The following is a 13,725-nucleotide window of genomic DNA, read 5'->3' on the forward strand; positions in this document are numbered from 1 at the left end:
GCTTCACTGCCAGGAGGAAAGCATGTCACTTCGACAATCGACACATGATCCGCGCGTACAAGCGCTCATCCTGCTCGTGCCGGCCCTGGCAATCTATGCCGTCTTCGCCCTCTATCCGATGCTCAATGTCGTCATCCTGAGCTTCCAGAAATGGAACGGGCTGGATCCGCAGCGGCAATTTGTAGGGCTTGCAAACTACTCGGCGATTTTCACGAAGGATCCTGTCTTCTGGGTTGCCTTCCGCAATACCGTCATCTGGACCTTGATGAGCCTGATCTTCCCGCCGATGGTCGGACTGCTGCTGGCGCTCAGCCTCAATCAGAAGATATTCGGGCGCAATGGCCTCAGGGCCATCTTCTATCTGCCGGTCATCATCGCGCCGATCGCCGTGGCCACCATGTGGAAGTGGATGTACGATCCGTTCTTCGGCCTTTTCAGCCAGCTTCTCACCTCGTGGGGCATGCAGGGCTGGATCAATGACTGGCTGGGCAACAGGGACATCGCCCTTTATTCCATTTTCGTCGCCTATCTCTGGCAGACGGTCGGCTTCTCGATGGTCCTGTTCCTGGCGGGCCTGCAGAATGTCTCTCAGACGCTCGTCGAGGCAGCGCGCATCGATGGCGCCGGCCGCTGGAAGGTGTTCAAGCACGTGACATTGCCGGCCTTGCGCCCGACGATCACGATCGTTCTCGTTCTTTCCGTCATCTCGTCCCTGAAGGCTTTCGACATCGTCTATGGTCTGACGGGCGGCGGGCCGGCGCAGTCCACCCAGATGCTGGCGCTCTGGGCGTTCACGCAGGCGATGCAGATCTTCGATTTCGGACGAGGAGCGGCGATTTCGGTCGTGCTGCTGCTGATCACCATGGCCGTCGTCATTCCCTATCTCAAATGGACCCAGCAGCACGAGGAGGTCGAATCGTGACAGCAGTACCGACCGACCAGACCGCAGTGGATTTGCAGGTCGAACCATCGTCGATGAAGCGGGATCCCATTCTGATCGGTCTCTGGATCACTCTTGTTGTCGTGGCGCTCGTCTGGGTCGCGCCATTCGTCTTCATCGTGTTCACCTCCTTGAAGACGCCGGCGGCAGTGACGGGCACCGGCGCCTTCGTGCCGCCAACCGAGCTCGCTTTCGAAAACTACAGCGCTGCATGGAGCCGCGGCAACTTCGCAAGCTCCTTCTTCAACAGCGTCATCATAACCGTCATCAAGGTGCCGCTCGGGCTGATCCTTTCGGCGATGGCCGCCTATGCCCTTGCCAAGATCAAGCTGAAGATCACCAAGGCCCTGCTGCTGCTCGTCGTGTTCGGCACGATGATCCCCTTCCAGGTGATGCTTGCGCCGCTCTTTACCCTAGTCAATTCACTCGGCCTGATCGACACCTACCCCGGCGTCATCCTTCCCTACATCGCCTTCGGCGTTCCCTATCAGGTTTTCATCCTGCACGGCTTCTTCAAGAGCATTCCCAAGGAGCTGTCGGAAGCAGCCCTGATCGACGGTGCAAGCCACTTCATCATCTTCAGACGGATCTTTCTGCCGGTGTGCCTGCCCGTGCTCGCCGCACTGCTCATCCTCGACTTCGTCTCCACCTGGAACGAATTCGCCATGGCGCTGGTGCTGCTGCAGGATCAGCACATGTGGACCTTACCGCTCGGCCTGATGTCCTTTCAGGGACAGTTCTCGAGCAATTACGGCCAGCTCAATGCGGCCATCGTGATGACCGTCCTGCCGGCGACGATCGTCTATCTCATCTTCCAGCGTTACTTCGTCTCTGGCCTGACCTCCGGCGCCGTCAAAGGCTAGGGCCACGAAAAGCATTCCACGAGGAGAATATTCTATGTCTGATGCAACAGTCGAAAAATGGGGCGTGTTCGAGGCCTCCTTTGATGGACCCTCCGGCGGCAATCCCTATCTCGACGTGGCATTCGATGCCGTGTTCACCCACAAGAGCCGCGAAGTCCGCGTGCCGGGCTTCTATGACGGCAACGGGACCTACCGTATCCGCTTCATGCCGGACATCGAAGGCGAGTGGTCGTTTCTGACCCGTTCCAAGACTGCTGCACTCGACGGCAAGACCGGCGCATTGACCGCGACCGAGCCTTCGACCGGCAATCACGGCCCGGTGCGCGTGCGCAACAAATTCCACTTCGCCTATGCCGACGGCACCCCATTCCTGTCCTTCGGGACGACCTGCTACGCCTGGACGCACCAGCCGCTCGACATGCAGAAGCAGACCCTCGAAACCCTCAGGAAGGCCCGCTTCAACAAGATGCGGATGGGCGTGTTTCCGAAGGATTATCCCTACAATGTCAACGAGCCGCTGCACGCCTGCTTCGAACGCGGAGCTGACGGAAAGGAAAACTTCGATCGCCCGAACCCCGCCTCGTTCCAGCACTTCGAAAAGCAGGTCGCAGCGCTCTGCCAGCTGGGGATCGAAGCCGATATCATCATCTTCCACCCCTATGACCGGTGGGGCTATGCCGACATGTCGGCCGAACAGGATTTTCGCTATGTCGAATATCTGGCCGCTCGTCTCGCCGCCTACCGGAATGTCTGGTGGTCGCTTGCCAATGAATATGATTTCCTCATCGATACGAAGCCGATGGAGCAGTGGGATCGCTACTTCCACATCCTGGAAGAGAACGACCCCTACCAGCACCTGCGCTCCATCCATAATGGCGACGTGACGGCGAATTTCGATCATCGCAAGCCGTGGGTGACGCACACCTGCATTCAAAACCCTGACGTCAAGCGGACACAGGAATGGCGCAATGCCTACGGCAAGCCTGTCGTCAACGACGAGCCCGAATATGAGGGTGACATCCTGCAGTCATGGGGCAATCTCAATGCGCAGGAGCTCGTGCATCGCTTCTGGATCACCATGGCCCGCGGCGGTTATGCCGGCCATGGCGAAACCTATTCTCATCCCGAGGACCTGATCTGGTGGGCCAAAGGCGGGGAACTGCGCGGCGAAGCGTGGAAGCGCATCGCCTTCCTCCGGGACCTCCTGGAAGCCGATGTCAAGCACGGCCTCGAGCCGCTGGGCATCATCGGCGAATGGCCATGGTCCCGCGTGTCGGGCGCGCGCGACGGCGACGGCGATTTCCGCCTGATTTATTTCGGCGAGCATCAGCCGGTGATCTGGTCCACGGGCCTGCCCGTCGACGGCGACGACTATGATGTCGATCTCATCGACACATGGGAGATGACGATCACGCCGGTGGAGAAGGTGGCGGCGCCCGTTCCGCATCCGACGCGTCATGGCTCGGTCGTGCGCGGCGGCAAGCCGGACGCGGCCTTCGGGGTCAAGATTCCGCGCAAGCCGTACCAGGCGCTGCGCGTGCGCAAGAAGCGCTAGAAGATGACAAGAGGTACGAAATGTCTGGCTTGAGCATCAGAAACGTCAAGAAATCCTTCGGCACGGTCGACATCATCCATGGTGTCGACGTCGAGATCGCCGACGGCGAATTTACCATTCTCGTCGGCCCCTCCGGCTGCGGCAAGTCGACATTGCTGCGCATGATTGCCGGGCTCGAGGATATCACCGCCGGTCAAATCAGCATTGACGGCCGGGTCGTGAACAATCTGCAGCCGAAGGATCGCGATATCGCGATGGTCTTCCAGAACTATGCGTTGTACCCGCAGATGACGGTCTCCCAGAACATGGGATTTGCGCTCGAGCTCGCCGGGGTCAAGCGACCGGAAATCGAACAGAAGGTCGGTGAGGCTGCCGCAATTCTCGGATTGCAGCCGCTTCTCGATCGAAAGCCGGCTCAGCTGTCGGGCGGACAGCGGCAGCGCGTCGCGATGGGCCGCGCCATCGTTCGTGATCCGAAAGTCTTTCTCTTCGACGAGCCGCTGTCCAATCTGGATGCGAAACTGCGCGTGAAGATGAGGGCGGAGATCAAGGCTCTGCATCAGCGCCTGAAGACCACGATCGTTTACGTCACCCACGACCAGATCGAAGCCATGACTATGGCTGACAAGATCGTCGTGCTCCACGGCGGTCGCGTCGAACAGATTGGCACGCCGCTCGAACTCTACGACCGACCACGCAATATCTTTGTTGCCGGTTTCCTCGGTTCCCCCGCGATGAACTTTCTCGAGGGAACCCTTGAGGGCGCAGGCAACCCGGTATTGTCGCTGCCGGGTGGGTCACGCGTCACGCTTTCGCGGGCTCCAGCCAATTCCGCCAAAAGACCGCTGACGTTGGGTATTCGTCCCGAAGACATCACCTTCGGTGGCGAAAACGGTGTGGATGCCGTGGTCAAGGTGGTCGAGCCCACCGGATCGGAAACCCATGTCGCCGTGGAGCTCGAAGGCAGGGAGTTGACATGGGTCGTTCGCGAACGTGTCGAGCTGGTTCCGGAACAGCTGGTGAAGCTTTCTTTCGAAACGGCCAAGGTTCACTTCTTCGACCGGGAGACGCAGCAGCGTTTGAGCGCCTGACTAGGTCGCATCAGCAGGTCCGTCGAACGCGGAACCGGAATTTGCCCTTGCAGACGAAACGCTGACTTGTACTTTCTGGTCTCGCCAATAGGCTGTTGGTCGAAGACGAGGTAGCCAGGACATGCACATTCGAAGGGCCGTCTCTACTGACGCGGAGGAGCTGAGCAGTCTCCTGAACGAAATCATCCTTGCCGGCGGAACGACCGCGCTCGAGACTCCGCTTTCGGCTGCCGAGTTCGCGGACTGGTTCATCGATGGCGAGTTTCCTCTGACCTGCCATGTTGCAGAGCACGATCTGTCGCTCGTCGGCTTTCAGTCGCTCAGCCTATACGGCGACCCGCCGAAAGGCTTCGCCGACATCGCCACCTTTGCGCGTATGAGCCCAAGGACCCCAGGCGTCGGCAGCGCTCTTTTCCCCGCAACCCGAGCCGCGGCGGGAGAGCTCGGGCTCGAATTCATCAATGCGACCATCCGCGCCGACAATGTCAGCGGCCTTGGCTATTACGCAAAGATGGGCTTCGAGACCTATGACCGCCTGGTCCAGGTTCCGCTTCAGGACGGGACGCCCGTCGACAGGATCAAGAAGCGTTTCAGAATAGACGCTGGGTATCGCGCGACAGCTCATTCCTGAACGTGTCGATGGCGCAGTCGAAGTACTTTGCATTCAAGGGCCGGACCGCCTCAGCCTTGGCCAGCGTCGCCTGCTGCGGAGACCGAGAGCCCGATGCTGTCTCTCCGCAAGTCACACTTTGATGTGTGGCGACAAGGTCAAATTATGTAGCCTGCGAAATATTAACATCATGAAGTAACAAGGTAGTTTTCCATAAAGGAAGAGAATTGGCATTTAGCTTCCGTCACGAGTTCTCTCCCCCAAACATCAAACATCCGGGATGGAGATGGATTTGGAGCCGCAAAGACGTAAAAAGGAACAGATCAAAGCCATGTCCGGAGATTTGCTCATGCCGACTGCGATGTTCACGGCCGACGAACTGGCGGTGATCCGCCGCGCTTACGCCCATCAGGTGGTGGCAACCGCCGCAACGACGAACCCGCGGATCGAAGCTGCCTTTGCCACCGTCCCGCGCGAAAAATTCCTCGGTGCGCCGCCTTGGCAGATCGCCAATCTGGGCGGCGGATATCGCCCCCTCCCCTCCTCCGACCTGGTTCTGGCCTATCAGGACGTGCTATTCGCCCTGCAGTCCGACAAGGGCGTCAACAATGGCAGTCCGTCACTGCATGCTCGGCTCCTGGCTGAGCTGGACATCCAAATCGGCGATCGCATCGCCCATATCGGTGCCGGCACCGGCTATTACAGCGCCATTCTTTCAGAGCTTGTCGGCGCTTCAGGCCATGTCTATGCCGTCGAGATGGATCCCGATCTGGCTGCCCACGCTCAAGCAGCGCTTGCTGATCGGGCCAATGTCAGCGTCGTTAACGCCGACGGCAGTCAATGGCCGCAGCAAGAGGTGGATGCGATCTATGTGAATTTCGCCGTCGCGCGGCCCGCGGAACCCTGGATCGAACGGCTTCGGCCTGGAGGGCGCCTGGTGCTGCCGCTCGGCGTACCGCGCCAGGACCGACCGCCGAAGGGCGGCCGTCATGCATCCCATGGTGCTGCGCTTCGTATTGAGCGCGGCGAGGGTGGATTTGCGGCGCGTTGGATCGGTACAGCTTATTTCGTCTGCGCCAATGGTGGATTGACAATCGACGATAACGAGATCGACGCGCTGACCGCCGCCTTCAGGCGCGGCGGCATCGAGTTCGTCAAAAGCCTGATCTGGAAGACGGAGCCACGGATAGGGCGCTGCTGGCATATCGGCGACCAATGGGCGCTCTGCTATGACGACGTCTGAGCGATCCGCCCGCCGGCTCCGCAAAACCGACCGTCCATCTCTGCGGCGAACGGGAGCGACGTAGCCCGCCGCAGCACCGGAGCGCTTGACGTCCTCGACACCATCCTTCTTCCTTTGACCGGCGCGATCAGCGAGCCGCACGTCCGACCGACGGTGACGTCGCAACCACAAACATCAGGCGCAAGGGATGGGCGACAACACGCTCAGAGCGCCGACCTCGGAGCTTGGTCCAGGCTCGCCACCGGCACCCTTCCCTCCCCGCTGCTGGAGCGCCCGCGGCGGAAATCCACATCCATCATCTCTCTGATTCAGCCAGCGCCCAGCATGGATCTGAGCCACGGCAATCGACGGAGATCGAGATGGGATTGGGCGCCGACGGCGTACTGACTTGCAGTGGCCAGCGCGCAGCAGATATGGCGCACCGACAGCTGACTCGATCGGCTCCAATAGACTGGCTCGACATGACTAGGGCATTGCACGCCTCCTCTTGGCAGGCGCCGCACAGACCGACGGCTGAGATCAGCAAGCGGCGGCGGCCGCGCCATCGTCGATCGGGTGGCGCTCTTGGCGCATGGCTTGCTCGCCAGCGACCTCACGCGACAACCACGCGCGGCTCTCCTGCTGTTGGCGACGCGGCGGTCGCGGCACAAATCGGCAGCGCAGACAACCCATCGCCGCCCCAAGCCTCCCTGACCTCGACAGATCTCGCGAAGTCGGATCGACACGAATGGAAAGTGAGGATGCGCTGCCTGCCCGGCGGCGGGTTGCCAGAATGACAAAAGCCCGGCGCGGGAGAGATGCGCCGGGCTTCGATAGTGACCGACAGCCTGGGAGGAGAAGTGCCGTCCGTCGGACCGAAGCGGCCAGGAGGGGAAAGCGCTTCGGTCCATCACGAGGTAATGTCGCAATGCGGCAAATTCAAGCCTGGGAGTTGCCGCGGATGTCTCAGACGAAGTGCCAGGCAAGCACAGCCTTCTCTCGCACGCGATCAGGGCTAGGCGAGGGTTGTCCGCGGACAACTTGCCGTCAGCGATCCGGCGGAGGGAGTTTAACAGTTTTCAGAGCGGGCCGACCTGCTCCATCCCGAAATGATTGATGAGGGCAGGCTAGCGCGAACTCGTGGTGCGCCAAGAGCCGGACGCGCGAATGGAGATTGACTCAATGATCGACGACGATCCGCCCTGGGACTGCCTTGCATGACCCTTCACCCGATCAAGGGTGCAGCCTCGCTTGTCTCCACCTGACTGAGGTCGAGGCCGAGCTATCGAACAAGGCGATCACCAAACTGGCCGATCTGGCGCCGACGCCCAACGACGGCGACACATCCATCCGCCCATCACAGGCGAAAGCTGCCGTCGGCATTCAGCCATCCGCCGCATCACTAAAGGCTTCGGCCTCAGACCAGCAAACCTCAAGAAGGGGATCCATCGGTATAGCTTGGACGGACGAGCCGATCGATGCACCGCGAGTTCACAGGCTGCTAGATTCGTAGCCCTCACGTGCCGCGCCCTCTCCCGCCCTCTCCTGAGACGCGTCGCAGGGGCTTCGAAGGACGGAACCGCCGCCTACCAATTTGCCCAGCGAAGCATTGCCGTTAGCCAAACAGCCTAACGCCGAGCGACGGGCGGCTTCGATTGCCGCTTCGTCAACGAGACACAAGAGCGGCGAGAATGACGCCTCATCGGCGCCTTGCCTTCTGGTCGCGGATCACACTCGGAGAGAGAACTATAGCGCCGCAGCCTCTCTGAATGGGTGGCGCTCTGCCCCTGCCCAAACGGGTAGCAAGTTCTTGGTATCGCGGACCCGTCCGCAGACCCGACAGAGATCATCGAAACTCTTGGAGCCGATGCGCCACGTCTGCTCGGCAAGACGCATGAAACCGCTGTTCCATGCTGCCGGGCAGGGACATCGACGAGGCCACATTCCCGCAGGTCCATGGCATCCTTCAGCGGCGCGGTATCAAGGATATTTTCCGGCCGCGCGCACCAATTGCTGAGGAGATCGGCTCGTGTGCAAACGATCTGACAGCCGCCAGATTGATCATCCGGTTGTCCGCGGACAACGGCACGATCAGGCGACATTCGGCCTGCACGGGTTTCGCAGATTCGCCTGAGGGAAGACTGGAGGGTCGACAGTCCTCCCGTCATCGAGGCTGCGCCTTCCGTGCGACAGCCGACCGACAGAACGCTGTCTCGCTGCCACCGCATTCGGCTCTTCATGCGACCGAGCGGAAGGATCACTCGACAGGGGAGGGGCTGGCTTTCGACCTACGGGATCGGCAGGCCGCAGCGAGGCTTTCCGACGCATCAGCTCATTGCGAACGGTGGCCGCCGATATCGACCGACAGTCCGTCAGCGCACATGATCCAGCGGACGACTATCGCCGATCTGCTTGCGGCAGCGAGCGCGCGTATGTGGGAACGGGAGCCACCCGTTCGCCTTATCCTAGGATAGCCGACCGTGGCGCCACGGCCTCGCCGCCATGTCAGATGGGGCGGCGACCTCATTGATGCACGTTGTTTGACGACGCGCAGCCCGTCGCTCTCAAGGCAATGTGGAAGACCTGCGTTAATCCCGGCCGATATGGCAGGAGATGATCCTGCGCCATACAAAGGGGCGCTGGAGATTCCCAGCAATGAGCTGCCCGGAGCAGCGCTGGCAGTGACAGTCCGGGGGGGGGGGCGGCCGGTGGCACATAACGCCAGGCTGCGAGCTTGCCGACGTCCGGAGCAGCGCGCATCATGTCACCGCTTTGCCGCACAGTTGCTATCGCGTGGAGGCTTGGCGATCGCGATACGCGGTCTGCCGATTACCGAGACGCTATCAAGCAACCACCGTGGCCATCAAGATCGCATCAGCAGGCAGGCAGTGTCTCGACGACACTCCGTTATGCGGCGCGCCGGTGAGAGCAATCGGCTTGCAGGCAGCCGGCCTAGTATTTGCCCGTTGATAACGCAAACGGCTATTGCAGGCCATTGTCACCGGCGCTATTGTTTGTTGGACTTGCTGCAAGCACATCGCCTGAGGCGCCGGTCGCAGGTAGGCGCCCGCTTCAGATCGCAGCAGGTGGAATTCAGATCCAAGCCGCGCCTCCGATACGGCTGCGCACCAATCTACCGCTTCGCGGCTGCCAAGCCGCCCCATCGGTAGACTTGTCGAAAAGACACCCAGCACCGCAGTAACGAAACTAAAGTCCCGATTTGCTTCCGTAGCAAGATGCGACTGCAGTGATATCAATAGCTTATAAACGTACCGGCTGCGCGGCTCAATCGTTCCAATCCCTGTTCCCTGACCCGATTGGAGCAACGAACGATCAGGCCCCGCATCAAATGTCCGCAGGAAAGCAACGGCTTGCATCCTTTAGCGGCACCCTGCGTTATCTCCGCACCAGATCGGAGAACATCCTCATGCCAGATGTACTTCACCTCAAGAAATTCCCCGTTGCGGCGACAATGATGGCCGCAGCGATTGGCGCACTTGTGTTGATGCAGGCAACCGAGCGCAGGTCGGTCACCTCGTCTGCGGATACCGGCCGCGCAACTGACGATCATGGCCGCAATGCCAGCACGCCCGAGGCTATCCCATTGAGTGGCCTTCGCGATGTGTTCTGGCGCGTCTTCCACGAGGTCCTCGCCGACCGGGTCACGTTGATTGCCGCGGGCGTGACCTTCTATCTGCTGCTGGCGCTGTTTCCAGCCATGGCCGCGTTGGTATCACTCTACGGGCTGGTTGCAGATCCGGCCACCATATCCGAACATCTTCGCGAATTGGCTGGCCTCATGCCATCTGGAGCGTTCGATCTTCTTGCCAATCAGATCAAGGAACTCGTTGATCGGCGCGATGCCACGCTCGGCATCACCTTCTTCGTCGGCCTCGGCATCGCCCTCTGGAGCACGCATAGCGGTACGCTGGCGATCTTCGACGCGATGAACGTGGCTTATGAGGAGGAGGAGAAGCGGGGGCTCATCCGGTTGAACCTGATCGGCCTCTGCTTCACCTTATGCGCAACGCTTTTGACGGTGGTCATGGTAGCGCTCGTCGGGATCATGCCGGTTGTCCTTTCCTATCTCTGGCTCGATCAATTCAAGGAGCACTTGGCCCTTCTCATGCGATGGCCGCTGCTTCTGCTGGTCGTCGCAGTGGCCGTTACATCGGTCTACCGCTTCGGCCCCAGCCGGGAGCCTGCCAAGCTCCGGTGGATGACTTGGGGCGCGGTTCTGACCACGGCCGCCTGGACCGCCATGTCCCTCGGCTTCTCCTACTATCTGGATCACTTCGCCAATTACAACGCGACATACGGCACGCTCGGCGCACTGATCGGCTTCCTCATCTGGATCTGGCTTTCCGTCGTCATTCTCATCATCGGAGGCGAGCTTAACGCCGAACTGGAGCATCAGACCGCGAAGGACACGACGACAGGAACGCCGATGCCGATGGGAGCGCGCGGAGCCTATGTCGCGGACACTCTGGGCGAGACTATGAGCTGACCGCTATGATTGCTCCTCTCATATGGTTTTGATGTATTCTGACATTTCTGCCAGTCCCGAAACAGGAGACGATGATGACCGCCCCGCATCCTTCCAAAACCCATATCGGCAATCATGCCCTGCATCCCGAAACACAGATGCTGAATTACGGCTACGATCCGGAGCTCTCGGAAGGGGCGGTCAAGCCGCCGGTATTCCTCACCTCGACCTTCGTGTTCAAGACGGCCGAGGATGGTCGCGACTTCTTCGATTACGTGTCGGGCCGTCGCGAGCCGCCAGAGGGGAAGGGGGCGGGCCTCGTCTATTCGCGCTTCAACCATCCGAACAGCGAGATCGTCGAGGACAGGCTGGCCGTCTACGAACGAACGGAAAGCGGCGTGCTGTTTTCATCCGGCATGGCGGCGATCGCCACCACTCTGCTCGCCTTCATCCGGCCGGGGGATGCGATCCTGCATTCGCAGCCACTCTACGGAGGAACGGAAACATTGCTGGCGAAGACCTTCCTGAACCTCGGCGCCGCCGCCGTCGGGTTTGTCGACGGCGTCAGCGAAGGATCGGTGCAGAAGGCGGCGGAAGAGGCGATGGCCAAGGGCCGCGTTTCCGTCATCCTGATCGAGACGCCTGCCAATCCGACCAACAGCCTGGTCGATGTCGCGATGATCCGACGCGTTGCCGACACGATCGGCGCAAGACAGGGCCATATGCCGATCATCGTCTGCGACAACACTCTGCTCGGACCGGTCTTCCAGCGGCCGATCGAGCACGGTGCCGATATTTCGCTCTATTCGCTGACGAAATATGTCGGTGGTCATTCCGATCTGATCGCCGGCGCCGTTCTTGGTCGAAAGGCGGTAATCAAGCAGATCAAGGCCCTGCGCGGCGCGATCGGCACGCAGCTCGATCCACATTCCTGCTGGATGCTCGGCCGTTCGCTGGAAACGCTGCAGCTCCGTATGGAACGGGCAAACAGCAATGCGCGGACCGTCGCCGACTATCTGCGCGATCACCCGAAGGTCGAGAAGGTCCACTATCTGCCCTACAACGATCCGGAATCACCGGCCGGCCGGACCTTCACCGCGCAATGCACCGGCGCCGGCTCGACTTTCTCTTTCGACATTCGCGGCGGGCAGCCAGCCTCGTTCAAATTCCTGAACGCGCTGCAGATCTTCAAGCTTGCGGTCAGCTTGGGCGGCACGGAATCGCTTGCGAGCCATCCAGCCGCCATGACACATTCCGGCGTGCCCGCCGATGTCCGCCAGCGCATCGGGGTTCTGGAATCGACGATCCGCCTTTCGATCGGCATCGAGCATCCGGACGATCTGATCGCCGACCTGGAGATGGCGCTGCAGGCGGTGTGATCGGGGGAGAAACGATGCCCGGCGGCGCCGGGCATCGAGCATGGCCTTTACTTGTCGTCGATTGTCAGTTCCGTCTCGTCGGTATCCAGCACGAACACCGCAAGCAGGCGCGCCGGCTTTGTCTTGCTGGCGTTTTTGCTGACGCTGTGATGATCGCCGGGAAATTCGGGAAAGCTTTCGCCGGCCTTGTAGACCTTCTCCGGCCCGTCATTCACCTTGCTGGTGATCGCCCCTTCGAGAACAGTGGCATAGATGAAGGCCGACGCCGGGTGCGTATGGCCGGGCGAGGAACCGCCCGGCGCATATTCGACGAGCACCCCCCGCATGCTCTTGCCGGGAACATTGGGAAGCTTCTGGTCAAAAACGACGCTTATCTTCGCTTTCCCACCTCCGGCGTGAGCCTGAGTGCCGGCGGCAAGGACAAGGGCGAAGGCTGCTGCCGAGATCATTTTCCTGAGCATGTCTGGTCTCCTCAATTGATAGAATGGGTCGACAGGCTGGGTCGACAGACGCAGCCTCGCTGTCAGGCGCTCTTTTTCTGCGGCGGCTGACGGCTGAGCCAATCGTCGAAGCGGATCTGGCCGAGCCGAGCCTTGGCCCCGGTCACAAGCGAATTGTCCTCGAGCTCGACGCCGAAATAGCGGGCATGCGGATCGGCGACCACCTGGCGGGGATCGTTCATCGCATTGAAGAGACGCGTCACGATTTCGGTGAGGCGGATTTTTTCCGGCCCGCCGATTTCGATCGTACCGTTGACGGGCTGGGCGAGCGCCACATCGGCCATAACGTCGGCGACGTCGTCCGAGGCGATCGGCTGCAGATAGGCCGGCGACAGATGCGCCGTCTGGCCGATCGTGTTCGACTGAGCAATGCCAGCCATGAACTCATGAAACTGGGTGGAATGCACGATGGTGTAGGGTATGCCGGAGCTCTTGATCAGCTCTTCCTGGGCCATCTTGGCGCGCATATAGCTGCTGCCCTGCAGCCGCTCCATGCCGACGATCGACAGCGCGATATGATGCTTCACGCCGGCGGCAGCACCTGCCTTGAGCAGATTGCGGCCCGACGTCTGGAAGAATTCCAGGACGGCCTTGTCCTCGAACGAGGGCGAGTTTGCGAGGTCGAGCACCACCTGTGCGCCGGCGAGCGCTTCCGCCAGGCCTTTGCCGGTGATCGTGTCCACACCCGAATTCGGCGAAGCCGCCAAGACGTCGTGCCCCTTGCTGCGCAATCTTTCCACGGTCTTTGAACCGATGAGGCCCGTGCCGCCGATAACGACGATTTTCATGGGTAGTCTCCTTTTCCTTTACGAGGAGTTTCCTCTGTTGACCTGAAAGCGAGCAGGCAACTGCTCGGCATGCCCCCGCGCCCTCGATGAGCGAAGCGACTTCATCGGCACCGTTGCCGGTGCGGCCGGTGTAACCGATGGGCAGGAGGATGCGCCGGATCGCGGCCCCAAACTATTCTACCTCGGTCGCTGTCACCCTATGCGAACGTAGTAGGCGATCTGGCTCTGCGGTCGAGGCAGTCGGCCGAAGTGGCGGGACATCACATCGACAGGCCTCGAGCAAACCTACCA

At 60.8% G+C, this 13,725-nt stretch carries 10 protein-coding genes; 8 read left to right on the forward strand and 2 right to left on the reverse strand.

Going from position 1 to position 13,725, the window contains the following annotated elements; translation table 11 throughout:
• Positions 1–22 precede the first annotated feature (22 nt).
• The 8 genes from A6U98_RS34610 to A6U98_RS34650 all read left to right on the forward strand — a co-directional run bounded on the left by A6U98_RS34610 (position 23) and on the right by A6U98_RS34650 (position 12,146).
• Positions 23–922, forward strand: coding sequence for a sugar ABC transporter permease (locus A6U98_RS34610; RefSeq protein WP_064655713.1), 900 nt, complete (start codon positions 23–25; stop codon positions 920–922).
• Complete coding sequence (locus tag A6U98_RS34615; RefSeq protein ID WP_197496479.1) at positions 919–1,803, forward strand: carbohydrate ABC transporter permease; 885 nt, start codon at positions 919–921, stop codon at positions 1,801–1,803. Before A6U98_RS34610 ends, A6U98_RS34615 begins: the two co-directional genes overlap by 4 nt.
• A gap of 34 nt (positions 1,804–1,837) precedes the next feature.
• Complete coding sequence (locus A6U98_RS34620) at positions 1,838–3,358, forward strand: DUF5060 domain-containing protein (RefSeq protein WP_064655714.1); 1,521 nt, start codon at positions 1,838–1,840, stop codon at positions 3,356–3,358.
• Between the two features lie 20 nt (positions 3,359–3,378).
• Positions 3,379–4,449 carry a sn-glycerol-3-phosphate ABC transporter ATP-binding protein UgpC gene (ugpC, locus tag A6U98_RS34625; protein ID WP_064655715.1) on the forward strand — a complete coding sequence of 357 codons (1,071 nt, stop codon included), beginning with the start codon at positions 3,379–3,381 and terminating at the stop codon, positions 4,447–4,449.
• 121 nt (positions 4,450–4,570) lie between these two features.
• Complete coding sequence (locus A6U98_RS34630; protein WP_064655716.1) at positions 4,571–5,080, forward strand: GNAT family N-acetyltransferase; 510 nt, start codon at positions 4,571–4,573, stop codon at positions 5,078–5,080.
• A gap of 310 nt (positions 5,081–5,390) precedes the next feature.
• The gene (locus tag A6U98_RS34635; protein ID WP_064655847.1) at positions 5,391–6,302 is read left to right on the forward strand and encodes an rRNA adenine N-6-methyltransferase family protein; all 912 of its coding nucleotides are present in this window, start codon (positions 5,391–5,393) and stop codon (positions 6,300–6,302) included.
• Positions 6,303–9,708: 3,406 nt separating this feature from the next.
• Entirely contained in the window at positions 9,709–10,788 is a 1,080-nt protein-coding gene (locus A6U98_RS34645; RefSeq protein ID WP_064655718.1) for a YihY/virulence factor BrkB family protein, read from the forward strand.
• A 74-nt stretch (positions 10,789–10,862) separates the two neighbouring features.
• Positions 10,863–12,146: a cystathionine gamma-synthase family protein gene (locus A6U98_RS34650; protein WP_064655719.1), complete on the forward strand. Its 1,284-nt coding sequence runs from the start codon at positions 10,863–10,865 to the stop codon at positions 12,144–12,146.
• A 47-nt stretch (positions 12,147–12,193) separates the two neighbouring features.
• On the opposite strand, the gene A6U98_RS34655 is transcribed toward A6U98_RS34650, so the two are convergent.
• Together A6U98_RS34655 and A6U98_RS34660 are read right to left on the reverse strand one after the other, a co-directional pair.
• A complete protein-coding gene (locus tag A6U98_RS34655; RefSeq protein WP_064655720.1) occupies positions 12,194–12,607 on the reverse strand; it encodes a cupin domain-containing protein in 414 nt (137 codons plus the stop codon).
• 62 nt (positions 12,608–12,669) lie between these two features.
• Positions 12,670–13,434, reverse strand: coding sequence for an SDR family oxidoreductase (locus A6U98_RS34660; RefSeq protein WP_064655721.1), 765 nt, complete (start codon positions 13,432–13,434; stop codon positions 12,670–12,672).
• Positions 13,435–13,725 lie beyond the last annotated feature (291 nt).

This window comes from Rhizobium sp. WYCCWR10014, from assembly GCF_001657485.1.
In the GTDB taxonomy this organism is placed as follows: Bacteria; Pseudomonadota; Alphaproteobacteria; order Rhizobiales; family Rhizobiaceae; genus Rhizobium.